Annotated in this window: 17 protein-coding genes; 4 read left to right on the plus strand and 13 right to left on the minus strand. The window is 53.3% G+C overall.

The genetic code is table 11. The annotated features are described in order from the left end of the window. Positions 1–148: 148 nt before the first annotated feature. The 5 genes from uvrC to ACRBCU_RS13560 form a co-directional block, all read right to left on the minus strand. Positions 149–2,026 carry an excinuclease ABC subunit UvrC gene (gene uvrC / locus ACRBCU_RS13540; RefSeq protein ID WP_431365923.1) on the minus strand — a complete coding sequence of 626 codons (1,878 nt, stop codon included), beginning with the start codon at positions 2,024–2,026 and terminating at the stop codon, positions 149–151. A gap of 313 nt (positions 2,027–2,339) precedes the next feature. Beyond that, positions 2,340–3,296: a calcium/sodium antiporter gene (locus ACRBCU_RS13545; protein WP_431365924.1), complete on the minus strand. Its 957-nt coding sequence runs from the start codon at positions 3,294–3,296 to the stop codon at positions 2,340–2,342. Positions 3,297–3,468: 172 nt separating this feature from the next. After that, positions 3,469–4,266 carry a S49 family peptidase gene (locus ACRBCU_RS13550; protein ID WP_431365925.1) on the minus strand — a complete coding sequence of 266 codons (798 nt, stop codon included), beginning with the start codon at positions 4,264–4,266 and terminating at the stop codon, positions 3,469–3,471. Positions 4,267–4,330: 64 nt separating this feature from the next. Further along, positions 4,331–5,092 (minus strand): ABC transporter permease, encoded by a 762-nt coding sequence (locus tag ACRBCU_RS13555; RefSeq protein ID WP_431365926.1) that lies wholly within the window; start codon positions 5,090–5,092, stop codon positions 4,331–4,333. Continuing rightward, positions 5,089–6,018, minus strand: a complete 930-nt coding sequence (locus ACRBCU_RS13560) for an ABC transporter ATP-binding protein (RefSeq protein ID WP_431365927.1) — start codon at positions 6,016–6,018, stop codon at positions 5,089–5,091. Before ACRBCU_RS13560 ends, ACRBCU_RS13555 begins: the two co-directional genes overlap by 4 nt. Before the next feature lie 92 nt (positions 6,019–6,110). On the opposite strand from ACRBCU_RS13560, the gene ACRBCU_RS13565 reads away from it, so the two are divergent. Continuing rightward, positions 6,111–7,082, plus strand: coding sequence for a DMT family transporter (locus tag ACRBCU_RS13565; protein ID WP_431365928.1), 972 nt, complete (start codon positions 6,111–6,113; stop codon positions 7,080–7,082). Here ACRBCU_RS13565 and glpD read toward each other — a convergent pair. After that, on the minus strand, positions 7,079–8,635 hold the full coding sequence (gene glpD / locus ACRBCU_RS13570) for a glycerol-3-phosphate dehydrogenase (protein ID WP_431365929.1): 1,557 nt from the start codon (positions 8,633–8,635) through the stop codon (positions 7,079–7,081). The two genes, ACRBCU_RS13565 and glpD, sit on opposite strands and share 4 nt — an antisense overlap. 266 nt (positions 8,636–8,901) lie before the next feature. Between glpD and ACRBCU_RS13575 the strand changes: the two genes are divergently transcribed. Continuing rightward, positions 8,902–9,918 carry a GlxA family transcriptional regulator gene (locus ACRBCU_RS13575; RefSeq protein ID WP_431365930.1) on the plus strand — a complete coding sequence of 339 codons (1,017 nt, stop codon included), beginning with the start codon at positions 8,902–8,904 and terminating at the stop codon, positions 9,916–9,918. Here the strand turns inward: ACRBCU_RS13575 and ACRBCU_RS13580 are convergent. The 3 genes from ACRBCU_RS13580 to ACRBCU_RS13590 all read right to left on the minus strand — a co-directional run bounded on the left by ACRBCU_RS13580 (position 9,905) and on the right by ACRBCU_RS13590 (position 12,819). Further along, complete coding sequence (locus tag ACRBCU_RS13580; RefSeq protein ID WP_431365931.1) at positions 9,905–10,576, minus strand: hypothetical protein; 672 nt, start codon at positions 10,574–10,576, stop codon at positions 9,905–9,907. The two genes, ACRBCU_RS13575 and ACRBCU_RS13580, sit on opposite strands and share 14 nt — an antisense overlap. Next, on the minus strand, positions 10,577–11,977 hold the full coding sequence (locus tag ACRBCU_RS13585; RefSeq protein ID WP_431365932.1) for a selenium-binding protein SBP56-related protein: 1,401 nt from the start codon (positions 11,975–11,977) through the stop codon (positions 10,577–10,579). It abuts the gene before it with no gap. 83 nt (positions 11,978–12,060) lie between these two features. Next, positions 12,061–12,819 carry an IclR family transcriptional regulator gene (locus tag ACRBCU_RS13590; protein WP_431365933.1) on the minus strand — a complete coding sequence of 253 codons (759 nt, stop codon included), beginning with the start codon at positions 12,817–12,819 and terminating at the stop codon, positions 12,061–12,063. A gap of 90 nt (positions 12,820–12,909) precedes the next feature. Between ACRBCU_RS13590 and ACRBCU_RS13595 the strand changes: the two genes are divergently transcribed. Continuing rightward, the gene (locus ACRBCU_RS13595; protein ID WP_431365934.1) at positions 12,910–14,022 is read left to right on the plus strand and encodes an S-(hydroxymethyl)glutathione dehydrogenase/class III alcohol dehydrogenase; all 1,113 of its coding nucleotides are present in this window, start codon (positions 12,910–12,912) and stop codon (positions 14,020–14,022) included. A 74-nt stretch (positions 14,023–14,096) separates the two neighbouring features. Here the strand turns inward: ACRBCU_RS13595 and ACRBCU_RS13600 are convergent, their stop codons facing one another. Further along, on the minus strand, positions 14,097–15,314 hold the full coding sequence (locus ACRBCU_RS13600) for an MFS transporter (RefSeq protein ID WP_431365935.1): 1,218 nt from the start codon (positions 15,312–15,314) through the stop codon (positions 14,097–14,099). Positions 15,315–15,497: 183 nt separating this feature from the next. On the opposite strand from ACRBCU_RS13600, the gene ACRBCU_RS13605 reads away from it, so the two are divergent. Further along, on the plus strand, positions 15,498–16,271 hold the full coding sequence (locus ACRBCU_RS13605; RefSeq protein ID WP_431365936.1) for an SDR family NAD(P)-dependent oxidoreductase: 774 nt from the start codon (positions 15,498–15,500) through the stop codon (positions 16,269–16,271). Between the two features lie 3 nt (positions 16,272–16,274). Here the strand turns inward: ACRBCU_RS13605 and ACRBCU_RS13610 are convergent, their stop codons facing one another. Genes ACRBCU_RS13610 through ACRBCU_RS13620 form a run of 3 tightly spaced genes read right to left on the minus strand, consistent with a single transcriptional unit; the run spans position 16,275 to position 18,715 of the window. Continuing rightward, positions 16,275–17,051, minus strand: a complete 777-nt coding sequence (locus tag ACRBCU_RS13610) for an aldolase/citrate lyase family protein (protein ID WP_431365937.1) — start codon at positions 17,049–17,051, stop codon at positions 16,275–16,277. 9 nt (positions 17,052–17,060) lie between these two features. Next, the gene (gene hpaH / locus ACRBCU_RS13615; RefSeq protein WP_431365938.1) at positions 17,061–17,861 is read right to left on the minus strand and encodes a 2-oxo-hept-4-ene-1,7-dioate hydratase; all 801 of its coding nucleotides are present in this window, start codon (positions 17,859–17,861) and stop codon (positions 17,061–17,063) included. Beyond that, positions 17,858–18,715 carry a fumarylacetoacetate hydrolase family protein gene (locus ACRBCU_RS13620; protein WP_431365939.1) on the minus strand — a complete coding sequence of 286 codons (858 nt, stop codon included), beginning with the start codon at positions 18,713–18,715 and terminating at the stop codon, positions 17,858–17,860. Before ACRBCU_RS13620 ends, hpaH begins: the two co-directional genes overlap by 4 nt. Positions 18,716–18,758 lie beyond the last annotated feature (43 nt).

Genomic DNA, 18,758 nt, shown 5'->3' on the forward strand with positions numbered 1-18,758 from the left:
CCTATTCCTACAATAAGTATACCCCTCTTCGAGAAAATGCCGCAGCGCAGCAACTTCATTTTCCCCGATAAACTCCGGGGTCTGGGGCAGCGCCCCATCCCGCTCGCGTCAGCGAGCCATCAAGCGCGCGCTTGCGCGCACATTCTAATTACCCGCGTTCATGGAAAAAATCGTAGATCACCTGCGCCAACGCCGCTGATATCCCATCTACCGCCTTCAAGTCTGCCAAATGCGCGCGCGAAACAGCTTTGGCCGATCCAAAATGGGCGAGTAACGCACGTTTGCGCCCTGCTCCCACGCCAGGCACATCATCCAAAGGCGTCGCCCCTATCGCCTTACTGCGCTTGGCTCGATGCGTTCCAATGGCAAAACGGTGCACCTCATCGCGCATACGCTGGATGAAATAAAGCACAGGATCATTATGCCTTAGCGCGAAAGGTCTTTGGCCAGTTCTATAAAATTCTTCTTTACCAGCATCGCGATCTACACCCTTTGCAACACCGACCATCGCGATATCGCCAATGCCATAGCTTTCCATGATCTCGCGTACAGCGCTCACCTGCCCTGCACCGCCATCAATCAAAAGCAAGTCCGGCCAATCGCCCTTAGTCCGATCAGGGTCTTCCTTGATCAACCGCTTAAAGCGCCGCGTCATAACTTCTTTCATCATGCCAAAATCATCGCCGGGCGTCAGGTCTTCGCCCTTAATGTTGAACTTGCGATAGGCATTCTTGACAAAGCCTTCTGGCCCCGCGACGATCATACCACCAACCGCATGCGCGCCTTGAATGTGTGAGTTATCATAAACTTCGATGCGTTGAGGCACTTTTTCAAGCCCGAACGCGTCAGCCAAACCTTTCAACAGTTTGCCTTGCGCTTGCGTCTCGGCCATACGGCGCGCCAAACTCTCGCGCGCATTACGCACAGCGCCATCCAAGATCTCAGCTTTCTCTCCGCGCTGAGGGACAATCAATTCGACCTTCTTGCCTAGCTTTTGTGTCAAAGCATCGACCATCAAATCTTCGTTTTCTAAAGTATGGCTGAGAAGGATCTGACGCGGCGGGTCTTTGGTGTCGTAAAACTGTCCTGTGAAGGCTTCCAAGACCTCGGCCTCATCCACATCGTTGGTAATGCGGGGATAGTAGTCTTTATTGCCCCAATTCTGATTGGCACGAATGAAAAAGACCTGAACACAGGCCTGCCCGCCCTCCATATGCAGCGCAATGACATCGGCCTCAGACACGTTGCGCGGGTTGATCCCTTGTGAGGTCTGCACCTGCGTCAATGCGCGAATGCGGTCTCGCAATGCGGCTGCGCGCTCAAATTCCAACTCTTCCGAGGCTTTGGCCATTTGCTCGGCCAGTTCGCTTTGCAAATCTGTCGACTTGCCTGACAAAAAGCGCTCGGCATCGCTTACTGTTTTGGCATAATCATCCTCGGAGATTTTGCCGACGCACGGCGCCGAACATCGCTTGATCTGATATTGCAAACAGGGGCGCGTGCGCGCTTCATAGCTGGAATCCGAGCAATCGCGCAGCTGAAACGCGCGTTGCAATTGATTGAGGGTGCGGTTGACCGCCCCTGCTGATGCAAACGGTCCGTAATATGCGCCCTTATCTTTTTTCGCGCCTCGATGCTTGCGGATCATTGGAAACGCGTGATCTTTACCAACCAAGATATTCGGAAAGCTTTTGTCATCGCGGAGCAACACATTATATTTCGGTTTGAGCTGCTTGATGAGGTTTTGCTCTAAGAGCAGCGCTTCGGTTTCTGTTCTTGTTGTCAGAAACATCATGCTCGCAGTCTGCTCGATCATCGTGGCGATCCGCCCCGAATGCCCAGTAGGCCGCGCATAGTTTGAAACACGCGCGCGCAGATTGCGCGCTTTGCCAACATAGAGAACGCGGCTTTGCTCATCCAGCATTCGATAGACCCCGGGCGAGCTATCAAGCGTCTTTAAATAGGCTTGGATAACCTTCGCCCCTTTCGGCGTCGGCTCTGCGTTCACGTCATCAGTATCGCTCATGGACAACAGTTATGATTCTTCGAACTGAGCTGCAATGCCACAAGCTATATGGCAAGAGAAATTCCATCCACGATTCCTGTGGATAACTCTGCGGATAGATTCGTGTGAGCAGTGATTTTTCCTTATTTTTAGCCCACTTCGCTTATGTGCCTAAAAATTAGGCACATAAGTAACCGCTTGACTTAAAACAAAAAAATAACAAAAACATATTTAAAACATTGAATTCGTTAGGTTTTTGTAACGTATTCTTAACTTTTGAGAGACTAGTGCAAAACTCTCACGCTATTGACCTTAAGGAAGCTCAACCTAAGCTTTAGCACAACACCAAGCCGATGTAGGCGAAATAGGCAATTGTCAGCGCAATCCCCCAGTTGCGGGTGATATCCCATCGCCAGAAAACAAAAGGCAAAAGCAGCACAGATGCGCCAAGCATAACCCATAGATCAAAGCGCAAGAATTCTGGTGCAACGGGAATTGGGCCAATCAACGCCGCCACGCCGATGATCGCGAGCAGATTAAACATGTTCGATCCGATGACATTGCCCAACGCCACATCCGCCTGTCGGCGTAGCGCCGCCATCGTTGTCGTCGCAAGCTCGGGCAGAGACGTGCCAAGCGCGACCAATGTCAAGCCGATTACCGTTTCACTAACCCCGTACTCGCGAGCAATGAGTGACGCATTGTCCACCAACAAGTCTGCGCCAAGCGGTAGACCGACAAGGCCCAAAATGAGAAAGACGATAATCTGCCACCAAGGCATATTGGGGTCAGCGCCTTCAACATCTTCATCATCGTCGCTCGCATCGCAAACCGCCCCCGTCCGATGGGCTTTTGCTTCACGTAGTGCATCGATCAGCACATAAGCGAGTGCCGCTAAAAGAACCAAAGCCTGCCACGTGCCGAAACTACCTGTGAAGGCCAAGGCGATAAACAGAACGCTTGCGAGCATCATAAAGACATAGGTCTTGCGCGTATTGCATTCGGATGTGTGTAGCGTCGCCAAAATAGCGGGAAACCCCAACACCAGCAAAATATTTGCGGTGTTCGATCCTACGACATTGCCCATCGCAATGTCTGGCTTGTTCTCAAGTACCGAGTTGATTGCAATCAGTAGTTCAGGCGCAGAGGTGCCAAAGGCCACTATTGTCAGGCTCACGATCAACGCAGGAATGCCAACACGCAGGCTTAGGTTCACAGCCCCTTTCACCAGCGCATCGCCCGCCAACAGCAGGATTACCAAACCCAACGCGCATAAAACCCATGCCATCATCTTTTAGCCCTTACCTTTGGAACACGCGCAAGGGCCGCGTCCGATCTTGAAGCGCCCGCAGCGCTTGCATTTGGCGTTTTGCAATTGTTTTTGCCCGGGAAACGTGAATTTCCCAATCATTGCCAGCACACCCATGCCGACTAAAAACAAGGTGACGATTTTGAAAATCAAGCTACAGACCGTAACGCGCAAATTCTGCGCGCTCCTCTATGCCTGACAGCGCATCCGTCGCAATCTGTGCACCAAAACGGCTCATCCAGTTACGTTTAGGTCCGTAACGGCGGAACTGAACCTTATCCCCGAAACGCGCTTTCATCGCAGGCACCAAATGCGCGATGCCATCAATCAAGCCGACCTCAAGCGCGCTCTGTCCGACCCAGATATCGCCGCTGAACAGATCGTCATTCTTATCAATCTTATCCCCGCGCCGTTTTTGGACATGGCGGATAAAGTTGATGTGAATTTGCTCTAGCATTGTTTTAAGACGCGTCACGTCTTCTTTGGATTCAGGCTTGAACGGATCAAGCATGGATTTCGATTTTCCCGCCGTATACACGCGGCGCTCAATCCCTTGGCGCGCGAGAAACACATGCGCTCCAAAGCCAGCCGAGATGACCCCGATAGAGCCAACGACCGAACTTTCGTCCGCATAAATCTCGTCCGCCGCGGCTGCCAGCCAATACCCACCTGAAGCCGCGACGTCTTCAACGAAAGCTATCACGGGCACTTCTTTTTCATCCGCCAGCCGCCTGATCCGCGCGCCAATGAGCGAGCTTTGAACAGGGCTGCCCCCTGGTGAATTGATGACCAGTGCAACTGCATCGGGCTTGCCTCGCGAAAATGCTTTTTCCAACACGGGTGCAAGCGATTGATCACTTAAAGAACCGCGAGCGGCTGTGCCAATTGCGCCAGACAAGCGAACCACCGCTACGGTAGGTGCGGATTTCATGAAGGGAATAAAGCGTTTCATACTGCCGATGTAGATCGCCGATGCGCGTGAAACAAGCCATGTGTGCGATATAAAATCCGAGTGATCATTTACGGATACGCCAGCCGGTTTTGAATATCCACCAGACCGCGAGCAAACACAGGCCTGTAAAGCCAGAAATTGCAAGCAAGCTCAGGCCAATTGGCACATCCGCCATGCCAAAAAACGCCCAGCGAAAGCCCGAAATGAGGTAAACAACTGGGTTGAACATAGTGATCGTTTGCCAAATCGGCGGCAACATGGAAATCGAGTAGAAAGAGCCGCCGAGGAAGACCAAGGGCGTGATCACCAAAAGCGGGATCAACTGCAATTGCTCAAAGTTTTGCGCCCAAATGCCGATGATGAAACCAAACAGTGCAAAGCTCACGCAAGTCAGAACCATGAAGGCCATCATCGCCAACGGATGCTGGATTTGGAGGTCAACGAACAATGCCGACGTGCCAAGGATCACAACCCCAATGAAAAGCGCCTTGGTGGCTGCGGCGCCGACATATCCAAGGACAATTTCCAGAAAATTCACAGGCGCAGACAGAAGTTCGTAAATCGTGCCGATGAACTTCGGGAAGTAAATCCCGAAAGACGCGTTCGATATCGCCTGCGTCATAACGCTCAGCATGATCAAACCCGGCACGATGAACGCGCCATAGCTGATGCCATCAACCTGATCGATGCGGCTCCCGATGGCAGCTCCGAACACCACAAAATAGAGGGATGTCGAAATCACTGGCGAAATGAAGCTTTGCATCAAGGTGCGAAAGAACCGTGCCATTTCAAACATATAGATAGATCTAATCGCTTGCCAATTCATGCTGCGTCCTCCGCGACAAGACCCACAAAGATGTCTTCAAGGCTGGATTGTTTGGTTTGCAAATCGCGCATTACCAGCCCCGCCTTTGCGAGATCCGCAAGCAGGCTGGTAATCCCCGTGCGTTCGCCGCGCGTATCATAGGTATAAAGGACAGCTTCCCCGTCTTGAACGATTTCAAGATCATAATGGCTTAATGCATCGGGCAATGCCGTTACAGGCTCCGCAAGATCAATTTGCAGTTGCTTTTGCCCCATACGCGTCAAGAGGGCTTGCTTCTCTTCCACCAGCAGCAATTCCCCTTTGGCGATCACACCAATTCGATCGGCAATAGCTTCGGCTTCTTCAATGTAATGCGTTGTGAGAATTATCGTTGTCCCGCGCTCTTTAAGATCGGCTACGATCTCCCACATATCTTTGCGCAGCTCGACATCCACGCCAGCAGTCGGCTCATCCAGAAACAGCACTTCTGGTTCATGACTTAGTGCTTTGGCAATCAACACCCGACGTTTCATACCGCCAGACAACTCCATGACGCGGCTATCCTTTTTGTCCCAAAGTGAAAGCTGACGCAGAATTTTCTCCAAGAAGGCATCATCTTTGGGCTTTCCAAACAATCCACGCGAAAAGCGCACTGTGTTGATCACCTTTTCAAATGGCTCAAGATTGATCTCTTGCGGAACAAGGCCGATCAAACGGCGCGCGTCACGAAAACTAGCAACTATGTCATGCCCGCCAACAGATACAGATCCGCTTGTCGCCTCTGTGATTCCACAAATCGTTGATATCAAAGTGGTTTTCCCAGCGCCGTTCGGACCAAGTAGAGCAAGAATTTCACCCTTCTCAATTTCGAGCGTCACCCCGCTGAGCGCTTCAAAGCCGCCCTCATAGCGCTTTACCAAGTCACGAATGCTTAGAATGGCTTTCATGGAATTCTCCCTCGTTACGCCCTGCCTATCTGCTTCGCTGCGCAGTCGCAAACAGGCTGGTGCGTCCACAGCAATAGGAGTAGCGTTTAAGGATGAGCACACGCGACACGTCTACCCTCGGTATCTTATTCATCTTGATCGGGATGGCGGCAATCTCTGTTAATGATGTGCTGATCAAACAGCTGTCTGGCGGTTACCCCCTGCATCAATTGGTTTTCACGCGCTCTACCATTGGCCTGTTGTTCTCATTTGTTTTCCTTCACATGGAAGGTGGCTGGCATCTGCTCAAGACCTCGACACCGAGGTTGCACGCCCTGCGCGCGCTTATGGTGGTCATATCCAATATGTCGTTTTTCGCCGCAATCGCCGTGCTCCCCCTTGCTGAAACGACGGCGCTGTTCTTTGTGGCCCCCTTGATGATCACGCTATTGTCGATTCCTATCTTGGGCGAAAAGGTCGGCCCGATGCGGCTTACCGCGGTCCTTGTTGGCTTTGTCGGGGTGTTGATCATGCAAAGGCCTTGGCAAAGCCTAGGCGATACGGATGCTAACCGCATCGTGCTGTTGCTACCAGTTCTTGCGGCGCTAACCTACGCGATAAACCAGATCATGACCCGTAAACTTGGCGTCAGCAGTAAAGCTTCGGCGCTGGCGATCTACATTCAAGGCACGTTTATACTCGTGTCAGCTGGTTTCTATCTAGTCGCTGGCGATGGGCGGTTTGCCGAAGGCGCTGAAAACGGCGCGGTTATCTTTTTGCTGCGGGCATGGCACTGGCCAAGCGCAGGCGATTGGTCCTATCTCATCGGCCTCGGCCTTATGTCTGCGATAGTCGGGTATTGCCTTGGCCAAGCCTACCGCATCAGCAGCGCAGCAACGGTTGCACCATTTGAATACGTTGGGCTGCCTTTGGCGGTGCTCTGGGGGTTCTTCATTTTTGGGGAATTACCTGATCTGGCCGTTACCATAGGTATTTTGTTGATAATGGGATCTGGCTTGTTCGTTTTCTTACGCGAACGTATGCTGGCGCGCCGCATAACGCGCCCGACCAATATGCGACGCTAACCTTGCATAAACGCGTCAACGCGCGCGGCCTGCTCGTTACTCAATCGCAGCCCCAGCTTGCTCCGCCGCCACAAGACATCCTCACCCGTGCTGGCAAACTCGTGATCCTTAAGCCAGTTGAGTTCCGCCTCGGATAAGGTCTCGCCAAAGTCTTCGCCTAGATCGCCCGCCGTTTTGGCACTGCCCAATAGGTTTCGCGCATCAGTTCCATAAGCTCGCACCAAGCGGCGCGCCCATGCGCGGGTCAGAAAGCTATAAGAGAGACAAATCTCGTCAACCAAAGCGTCAAATCCATCACTTTCGAAATCACCACCAGGCAAAGCCACTCCCGCGGTCCAATCGCCGCCAAGCCCCTCGAAATGCGCAGTGACTTTTGACAACGCGCCTTCGGCCAATCGACGGTAGGTTGTGATTTTGCCACCGAAAACGTTCAGCAAAGGTGCCCCTTCGGCATTCAGCGTCAACGTATAATCGCGCGTCAAAGCGGATGGGTTCACAGCTCCATCATCATAAAGCGGCCGCACGCCCGAATAACTCCAAACGATTTGATCACGCGTTACGGGGCGTTCGAAATAGCCAGACGCGAAATCGCAAAGGTAGTCCCGTTCTTCTGGCGAGCATTCTGGCAATGTTGATGCATCAGGATGGGGAACATCCGTTGTGCCGATCAGCGTGAAGTCACCCTCGTAGGGAATGGTGAAAATGATCCGCCCATCTTTGCCCTGCAAAATGTAGCATTTCTCATGATCATATAGCTTACGCGTCACAATGTGGCTGCCGCGCACAAGGCGCACCCCATCGCGCGAGTTCACCTGCAACGGACCCTTCAGGATTTCGCTCACCCAAGGCCCCGCTGCATTGACGATCATTTTGGCGCTCACGTCCCTAGTTTCGCCGCTGGCTTGATCCTCAAGTGTTACGCGCCAATGATCATCGAAACGCTCGGCGTTCACAACTTTTGTGCGCGGCATGATCTGGGCGCCACGTTGTCTGGCGTCGCGCGCGTTGAGCGCCACCAATCTAGAATCCTCAACCCAGCAATCTGAATACTCAAAGGCATGCTCAAACCGCTCCTGCAAAGGACGGCCCGCTTCATCAACGCGCAAATCAACGCTGCGCGTAGCCGGCAAAATTTCGCGCCCACCTAAGTTATCATATAGGAACAGTCCCAAGCGAATGAGCCAAGCGGGGCGTCGCCCTTTCATCCAAGGCATCACAACGCTTAACAATCTGGACGTCGGCGTCGTGCTCTCAAAGCGCATGTCTTTGTGATAAGGTAGCACAAATCTCATCGGCCATGAAATATGAGGCATCGCGCGCAAGAGTATTTCTCGCTCGATCAGAGCTTTGCGCACAAGACCGACTTCAAAATACTCTAGGTAGCGCAATCCACCATGAAAGAGCTTGCTTGAGGCGCTCGAGGTCGCTGACGCCAGATCATTCATCTCTGCCAATCCGACCCGCAGCCCTCGCCCGGTGGCATCACGCGCAATTCCGCACCCGTTGATGCCACCACCAATGATCAATAGGTCATACTCAACGTTCTGCGCCATCAAAGCCCCTTAGCACGACCTAAACATCTCACCTCTCCAGATAGCGCAATCATTCTTTGGAAAAAAGAGCAGATGCACAGATAGGCGAAACCACTCGCTGCGTGAGCGCGCGGTAATTTTCGCATGGGAATGGACTGGACGGCACGTATAGAACTGTGGAATCCTTTCCATGCACCAGCAAGGATTAAAGCGGACATGCAGCGTTCCCAATTCCACGCATTCATGTGTGATGTAGATGAAAAGGGATATCCTCTTAGCTCTTTTGCGTGGCCCGCGTGAAATCTTCGGATGATCAAAACGTTAGCCCGAGCAGCTTTGAAATTTTTGTCGACAAAGGGTTTAGCGATTACGAAGCCGCCACCATTGCGCGCACCCTAAAAGGGGCCAATGATGTGCTTGCACGCGAGGCCTATTCATGGCGGTTCATTTCGAACAACCCCGGCCTCATCACGGGCGAATGCGGAATGATCCTGCGCGCGGAGCCCGCGTTCGACAATCATGACCTTTCAGACGCAATGCTGGTCGTGGGCGGAAAAAGCGGCGCATCAGGAATGTGGATGGCGCGGATTCGCCAAATGCAGCGCTTGGGGCGCCCCGTTGCATTGCTCTCCGAAGCCGCAACCGCCTATATTCGCCGCGCCAAAATCGAAAGTGGTTCGGTCACCACCCATTGGCGCGACGCTGTTGGCCTTCACGAAGTGGGACGCCACTCAAACCTGACAAATCGGCTTTCGGAAAAGTATCGCGGCATCATTACCGCGGGCGGCTCTGGTTCCACCGAAGAGCTGGTCATCGGAATGATCGCGGATCATTTGGGCCCCAATGCAGTTAGCGAGCTTGGCAATCGCTTACTGTTACCCGTCATTCGGAAAAGCCATGCTGAGCAGCCGAACGATCTTTCGATGAACCCTGCCCTGCATGATCCAAGGGTTAAATCCGCTATCGAGACGATGCAGGACAGTTTGGACGCGCCCATGCAAATTTCCGAACTCGCACAGAGCATTGGTCTATCGACCCGTCACTTAGAGCGTGTGTTTAAAGACGTATTCGATCAAACACCCGCGCGGTTTTACAAACGGCTCAGAACGTCGCGCGCTCGGGCAATGATCGAAGAAACCCAAATGTCTGTTTTGGATATCGCGATTGCCAATGGGTTCGGCACGTCTAGTTCACTTTCAGAAGCGCTGAAAAAAGAATATGCTATGACAGCAAGCCAATTGCGTACACGCAGCCAATCGCGTGTTTTGTCTTACAATGACGACAACACGTCTAGTGGCCTATGAACGCTGATGCGACACCAAACGCGCCGACGACGACAAGGCTGAGCGCCCAGACCAAATCCAGATTGAACCAGGTGCGTGACAAGAATTTGAGGCCAAGCCACAAATAGATAACTGTCGCTATGATGCCGCCTGCAATTATCATCGCTGCTGTATGAACCAACGCGACGCCAAAGGCCGTCATGACGTTGCTTGTCATCAAGGCCTGCGCCGCCAAATGGCCTGTGTCCTGCGCATCAATTGCACATATCCCTAAGAATATCGGCACAAGCATCAGCCCTGCGCCATGCGCCATCGCCGCAAGGAACGACCAAAGCGCGAGACGCGCGGGATGTACGCGGGCCAAAAATTTGGGATGCTTTCGATTTATCAACAAATAGATGCCCATCGCAATCACAAGACATCCTGCGCCGATGCGTATTTCTCTTTCCCATTCCACCAAGAAGATCATCATCGAAAACGGTAACAGAATTCCGATCATCGCGAGGAAATGCCCTAGCGCCAACATCGCCAGCGCCTTGCCAAGCGCGCTGTGTTTGCGCTCCATCAACGCTGCGGAAACCGCGAGCGGCCAGCCCATACCCGGGTTGATCCCATGATAAAGACCAGAAAAAATGACGGCCCCCCAAAGGGCCGCCGCTGTGCTTAGATCTGCAAACATCTAGACAGATGGATAGCAGAAGCTATCGGTCGAACAGTCACCACCCTCAAGCCTGATCTGGTGCGACCGCATGCCCTTTGGGAAGTCGATGTAGAAGTCTTTGTTGAGCGTTAACCCACCATTTTCACCAACATCCGCCATGACCATCTGCCCGCCTTCATCGTTAGGATAAAACTGGTCATCCCACGTGGAGTAGAGCGAATTGGTCCAATAGACACGTTTGCCATCACGGCTGATTTCAACCATTTGCGGCCCAAAGGCAAAGTCTTTGCCGTTGGGGTGCTTGGTGTCTTTGACGATCCCGCCCACATCGACTTTGCCCGCCAAGACAGGGTTCATCGGGTCAGACACATCATATTGATGCATTTCGCCAAGCCCCCAACACGCGACATAGAGGTACTTGTCATCAAGGCTTAGGTCGATGTCCGTCACTAGCGGCGGCACCGCACCAAACCCTTTCAGCAGCTCTGGCAAGTCGTCGGCATCGGCTGGCACTGGATCAATGGTAATCGTCTTTTTCGACTGCCATTTCCCGTCGTCATCGCGCCACCACGTAAAGATCGCGCCTTGCAGGTTGGTGGTATCCACCACCACACCGCAGAACCCGTAGCTCTTTGTCGGATCATGCGCAGGGCGAATTTCGAGCGCCATTTGATGGTTTTCGCCAAGGTCGATTGTCTGGATATTCTTGCGCTTGCGCAAATCCCAGAAGTGGATCGAATGACCATATTTGTTCGACAATAAATCCTCAGGCACGATACCGCCCTCAAACTGCGGTGGTAGCCCCCATTCAGAGCTGACCATGTAATCCTGCGGCAGGTTCCACCAGAAATCATAGTGTTTGTCTTGCGCGCCACGATCCATTTCATACTGGCCGATGATCTCGAAGGTTTCGCAGTCCATAATGAAGATACCGGGGGGGCCGTCAGTGCCATCCGCGCCGCCGCCACCAAGGCAGGACACATAAATCCCTTCAGGGCCACAATGAATCGTATGGGGCCGCGAATAACCAGTCTTGGCAAAAAGCTCTTCTGGTTCGATTGTCTTGTGTATCTTCGCCTTGAGCGGCTCTTTCACGTCGATGATATAGATGCGCGATGAGCGAATGCCAGGGACAATCAAATAACGCCTTTCAAGAAACGCATGTCCTGACAAGGGCGAGAGCGACGACGAGCAAGCGTTCCAGCCAAAGTGATGAAATTCATCGCCTTTGTTCGGCACAATCACTTGGTGAACGATCTGCCCATAGGTGTCAGATCCGGGCTTGAGATCAATTACCGCGATACCGTCCGATTGCGCGCCATCAGGGCTCAGCATAACCGTGAATGCGTAGTTCTCGACAGGTGCCTCCATCGCCAGTTTTGGCGATGCATGGAATGTCGGGTCTGGTCTCAGGTTCATAATATTCCTCCCAAAAAATTAAGAATCTCGCCCGTTTTCGGGTCTCAAAATTGGGCCACTCAGGGCCTAATACAAATGCCCGCTCACACCTCCGCCACGTTGCAGAGCTGAATGGCTCCGCTAATTTTGCTAGATAAATCTGTTAATTTTTCGCCAATTTGCATTCGGTAATCCGCGCCAAAACGGCGGATAGGTCCGACAGCGCCTACGCTAAAAGTGGCTCCAATATTGCCAATAGTTATCGGTGCTGCGACGCTTGCGATTCCCATATCAATCTCTTGATCGCAATCCGCGAACCCGCGCTCAATGATCTGCGCAAACTCAGCGCGCAAATCCTCTTGGGTGATTTTGGTGTGGTCTGTATATTGCTTGAGGTTGCCCGACAGGATCGCGTCTTGAAATTCAGGCTCGGCAAAGGCTGCAATCGCTTTGGAGCAAGAACAAGCGTGCATCGGACGCACACCAAGGCCCGGATGAATAAACGCGCGCGCTGGATCATCAGGGGTTTCAACATGGATGATCTCGACCTTGCTGTCGCGAAAACGCGCAAGGAACACAGTTTCGTTGAACCCTGTAGCAGCCGCCTTTAACAGCGGCGCGGCGCAGCGCCTGACGTCAACGTCGGATTTGCCAAGCAACGCAATGCGGATCATCCGTTCGCCAATTACAAATTTTCCGTCGTCTTGGGGCTGGTCCAAAAGCTTTTGTTCAGCCAAAGTTTGAATCAAACGATAACACGTTGGCTTCGGCAACCCCGTAGCCTTCTGAATTTCAACAACCGAAACAGGCCGTCCAGCGACGGCGACAATCTCGAGAAGGGCAATCAGACGATCAAGATGCATATTGACGGGAATCTCTCATTCTGTGAGACATTTTCTCAAATCATGATACAATCCGCGCACAAAGCAAGATAATTTTTGGGAGACCCTATAATGCGTACAAAAGCCGCCGTTGCCGTTGCTGCTGGCAAGCCGCTCGAAATCATGGAAGTCAATCTAGAAGGGCCGCGCGCAGGCGAGGTCTTGGTAGAGATCAAAGCAACTGGCCTGTGCCATACGGATGAATTCACCCGTTCCGGCGATGATCCCGAGGGTATATTCCCTGCGATCTTAGGCCATGAAGGTGCGGGCGTGGTGATTGAAGTTGGCGAAGGCGTAACTTCGCTGGAAGTTGGCGATCACGTCATCCCGCTTTACACGCCCGAGTGCCGCGAATGCGAATATTGCCTGAACCCGAAAACCAACCTGTGCCAGAAAATTCGCTCAACTCAGGGCGCGGGTCTGCTGCCCGATGGCTCGACACGTTTTTCGATGCTCGATGGCACGCCAATTCATCACTATATGGGCTGCTCTACCTTTGCCAACCACACAGTTGTGCCTGAAATCGCGCTCGCCAAAGTGCGCAAGGATGCGCCTTTTGACAAGATTTGCTACATTGGCTGCGGCGTCACCACAGGCATTGGCGCGGTGATCAACACGGCCAAGGTCGAAATTGGCTCAACCGCGATTGTCTTTGGCCTTGGCGGTATCGGTCTGAATGTTATCCAAGGACTGCGCCTTGCAGGGGCCGATCAAATCGTTGGCGTCGATCTCAATGACAGTAAAGTCGAGATGGGCACGCACTTCGGCATGACCGATTTTGTGAACCCCTCCAAAGTCGAGGGCGATCTGGTCGCACATCTGGTCGAACTTACAGGCGGCGGTGCGGATTACACCTTTGATGCGACGGGCAACGTCGGCGTAATGCGCACCGCGCTCGAAGCCGCGCACAAGGGCTGGGGCGAGAGCATTATCATCGGCGTGGCCCCCGCGGGCGCCGAGATTTCAACCCGTCCTTTCCAGTTGGTAACAGGCCGTTCATGGCGTGGCACGGCATTTGGCGGCGCTTCAGGGCGCACAGATGTTCCGAAAATTGTCGATTGGTACATGGATGGCAAAATCGAGATCGACCCAATGATCACGCACAAATTGTCATTGGACGAAATCAATCATGGGTTCGATCTGATGCACGAAGGTAAATCCATCCGCGCGGTTGTTGAATACTAAGCGCAGTATCCACCCCCGAAACAAGACCGCGCGCGCACCCTGCGCGCGCGGTCGGTTACGCTGCCCCAGACAGCTCAATCCAAACGCAGCCGAAACAGCGCGTATCCAAGCAGTGCGACACAGGCCGCCCCAGCCATCAAAAATGGCGCGCGTAGCGCCGCTTCACGTCCGATGTCATCTTCAAGCAGCGACACAACAACTCCCGCAGCAAGCGCTCCTAACGGCATAGATCCCCAGCCGAAAAAACGATAAATGCTGTTAACACGACCGAGAAGCTCGCTCGGAATACGGCGCTGACGCCAAGACACTGTGATGACGTTCCACAACATTGCAGCGGCCATAACCGCAAAAAGGCACAGTGACATCAGCAGCCCGCTGTCACTTAGGCCGATCAGGCTATATCCGGCTGCCCAAGTGGCGATCGATAAGAACAGACAGCGCTGCGTGCCAAGCGCCGCTATCCAGCGCGGCGCGAGAAGGCTTCCTGTAATTGCGCCAATAGCCGCAACAGACAAGACCAGTCCATACTGAGGTGCAGACAACGCCAAAACATCTTGAGCGAATAAAACCTGCACGGTGATTGTTGCCGTGGCCAGAAAATTTGCGATCCCCAGAACAATTGCCAAGCGCAGCAGCATTACATCCGAGCGCATGAAAGCGATGCCTTCTAACAACGCCTTGCCAAAACTCGCATGCTTCCGTTTCTGTACCGGCAGATTTATCAACCAAACGAGACCAGCTGCGAGGACCAGAAAGGCCACATCTAAGCCAAAGGGCACTGCAATCCCGATGGAAATCAAAACACCAGCAAGCGGCGGGCCGATAAATTGCCCTGTCAGTTGCTCCGTGCTCCAAAGCTGACCGTTTGCCGCTTCAAGATCGCGCTTCTCGACGATAGAGGGCAAAATGGTCTGCGCAGCATTGTCCCTAAGCACCTCGGCAGATCCGAGCAAGAACGCGAGCCCCGCCAATAGCCAAATTGTGCCCGGCGCGGGTGGAGCAAGCGCCAGCACAAAAATCGCCAAGACAATTGCCGCGCGTAGCAAGTCGGCGCGCGCGATAAGTTTTCGTTGATTTGCGCGATCAATTATCACCCCAGCAGGCAGAGCAAAGATCAACCATGGCAAACGACCAGCCGCTGCAACGGCTCCGATGGCCAAAGGATCAGAGGTCAAAAGCGTTGCCAGCCAAGGCAGCGCCAAGATCACGAACCCATCGCCTAGATTGCTCAAAGCGCCCGCCGTAAACAACAAACGGTAGTTGCGATTCCGCGCGAGTAATGAGGTTGTCACCTGAACGTCCCTTCTGCTTTTGACGCAAGACCCGCGCGTTAGAGGCGTTTTATGAAACCACGCGACGTCACTGCGTATGCGCTTGCACAGACACCTTAGAACACATTATTTCGAAATGCATGTCGTGGCGTCAACCAAAACGCCAAAGAACACATTAAGATGTCACACCTAAGGAGAGCCAAAATGAACTTAGCGGATTGGGCGGGGTCAACCGCCATTGTAACAGGTGGAGCCTCGGGTTTGGGTGCGGCAAGCGCAAGTGCCTTGGCAAAAGCTGGCTTCAAGGTCGCGCTATTTGACTTGAACGAAGAAAAAGGCACAAGCTACGCGCAAGAAATTGACGGCATCTTTTGCAAAGTTGACGTCTCTGACCCGGCAAGCGTCAAAGCGGGCATGGACAAAGTCGTGGCCGAACTAGGCGCGCCGCGCGTGATGATCAACTGCGCAGGCATTGGTCTTGCTGGGAAAACAGTCAGCCGAGGCGAGCCGCATACCTTCGAATTGTTCGACAAAACAATCCGCATCAATCTGATAGGTTCTTTCAACTGCGCCAGCCAAGCGGCCGCTTTGATGTGCGAGCTTGACCCGATGGAGCCAGACGGTGCGCGCGGCGTGATTATCAACACCGCATCGGTTGCTGCATTTGACGGTCAAATCGGTCAAATCGCCTATTCAGCCTCCAAAGGCGGTATCGTCGGGATGACCCTACCAATGGCGCGCGACCTTGCAGACAAAGGCGTGCGTGTTTGCTCAATCGCACCGGGATTGTTCCTCACACCGCTGCTCGAAAGCCTGCCCGAAGATGTGCAAACCTCGCTTGGGCAACAGGTTCCTTTCCCGTCGCGCCTTGGTCAGCCCCAAGAATTCGGAAAACTGGTTTGCCACATCATCGACAACCCGATGTTGAACGGTGAGGTCATTCGCCTGGACGGTGCCATTCGCATGGCACCTCGCTAAAACTTAGCGCAAACGTTCTGCCGCAGTCCGCGCGGCAGAGCGCATTCCTTTGGCAAACAATGTGACGTCGATTTCAGTCGCGATGAACGTCGCGCCCAAATCACGGCATGTCTCTTGTAGATCTGTATCAAGCGTCAAAATTCCTGCGGCTTTACCAGACGCCACGATGCGAGTGATCGCATCGACAACTGCCGCCTTCACGTCTGCGGCACCAGCTTGACCGATAAAGCCCATATCAGCCGCCAGATCAGCAGGGCCGATAAACACCCCATCAACGCCTTCAACCGCAAGAATATCGTCAAGCGCGGCCATGCCCTTTTGGTTTTCAACTTGCACCAACAGGCAAATTTCATCGCGCGCTGTCGTGAGATAGTCTGCAATGCCTGAAAAATCCGACGCGCGTGCCAAGGCCGATCCAACCCCGCGCACCCCATGCGGAGGATAGGTTACAGCATCAACCAACTCTTGCGCTTGCGCGCCGCTTTCGACCATTGGAATAAGCAAACTTTGCGCACCCGCATCCAAAAACTGCTTGATGATCCACGTCTCGCCAATCGGGGGGCGCACAACCGCATGGGTGTCACGCGCTGCTAAGACCTGAAGTTGAGCCGTTATTGAGCGAAGATCGTTTGGCGCATGTTCTGAATCGACGCAAAGCCAATCAAATCCTGCTCCAGCGCTTATTTCCGCCACATAGGTATCGGCCAGCCCCATCCAGCAACCTATTTGCAGTTCGCCATTTTTGAGTGCCGCTTTGAAAGGGTTATGAGGTGCAGGCATGAAAGTTCCTTACGCAAATGAAATATCGACATGGCCGAATGCGCCAAAATCAGCATGAATATGAGTATCAGGTGGACATTCGATCGGCCTGATAAAACTACCAGATAGGATTATCTGTCCCGGTTCAATGCTTTGACCGTATTGCGCCATGCGCCGGGCAAGCCAAACAACGCTCTCCACAGGATCATTCAAGACCCCTGCGCCAAGGCCCGTTTCCTCGACCTCGCCATTGCGCGAGGTTATTGCACCGATCCAACGCAGATCAAACGCTTGAACACTGTGCTGCTCTGCACCCAGAACAAGCCCTGCATTCGCAGCATTATCACTGATCGTGTCATAGATTATCCGAGCTTTTCCTGTTTCCGGATCAGCGCGCAAGATGCGCGTGTCGAGGATCTCAAGGGACGGCGCAACATAGTCGATTGCGTCGAGAACGTCATCGCGCGTGATCCCGTGCCCTCCGAGCGCCGACTTCATGACAAATGCAATTTCCGCTTCAACGCGCGGCTCGATAAAACGCCCTTTCGGGACACATCCATCGTTCTCGAACAGCATGTCATCAAACAAAATTCCGCTATCTGGAATGTCGATATTCAGCGCATATTGCATCGCTTTTGACGTCAGACCAATTTTCCAACCGATTACCCTGCGCCCCGCTTCGCGTTTGGCCCGATAAATTGCGTTTTGTATCGCATAGGCGTCATCCATTCCCATTTCAGGATAGCGCAACGAGAGCAATCCAATCTGCTCACCCGATTTCTCTGCCGCCAAAAGGTCCGCAGCTGCACGTGCATGATCCTCTGGCGTCATAGCGTTTCATCTTCCACTGTGTTGCGCAGCGTGCCGATGCCGTTGACCTCAACTTCAACAACATCACCGGGTTTCAGATAACGCGGCGGATCAAAGCGCGCGCCCGCGCCCGTGGGCGTACCCGTTACGATGATATCGCCGGGCTGAAGCGTCATAAACGTCGAAATATATTCAATCTCGCGGCGAATGGGGTGCATCATACGCGAGAGCACATCATCTTGGCGCACCTCGCCGTTGACGCGGGTAATGATGCGCGCGTCATCTAACTGCTTGGGATCGGTGAAAGGAACAATCCAAGGACCTAGCGCTGCCGAGCGGTCCCAGTTCTTGCCTTGCGTGACATTGAATTTTGCATGACGCACCCAGTCGCGGATCGTGCCTTCGTTGCAGATGGTGATCGCGGCGATATGGTCATAAGCGTCGTCTTGGCTGATGCGGCGCCCCGCTTTACCGATGACGATTGCGACTTCGCCCTCATAGTCCAGCGTTTCGTTTTCTGGCGGGCGGATCAATGGGCGATTGTGCCCAGTAAAGCCACTGGCAAAACGCGGAAAGAGCGACATGTATTTCGGCGCTGCACTCGTGCCGTCTTTGTATTCCGCGTTGCGATCGGGAAAGTTGACGCCAACGCAAAGAATGCGGCGCGCGTTAGGGATTACCATTTCGAACTCGAAGTCCGTATGTGTAACGGGCTTGCCGTCCGCTGCGGCGCTGAGTTGATCCAGTCCGCCCGCTTCGATCACATCGCGCAATGTCGGCCACTGCGGAAACGTATCGTTAAGCGCGATCATGCCATCGTCCGTAGCCGCGCCGTAAAAGGTTTCGTTGTTACTTGTGTAGGTGGAAAATTTCATGGGCTTCCTCACGGTGCGATGATGGGGCTGGCATTGAGTTCAG

This window comes from Planktotalea sp., assembly GCF_050633725.1.
In the GTDB taxonomy this organism is placed as follows: Bacteria; Pseudomonadota; Alphaproteobacteria; order Rhodobacterales; family Rhodobacteraceae; genus Planktotalea.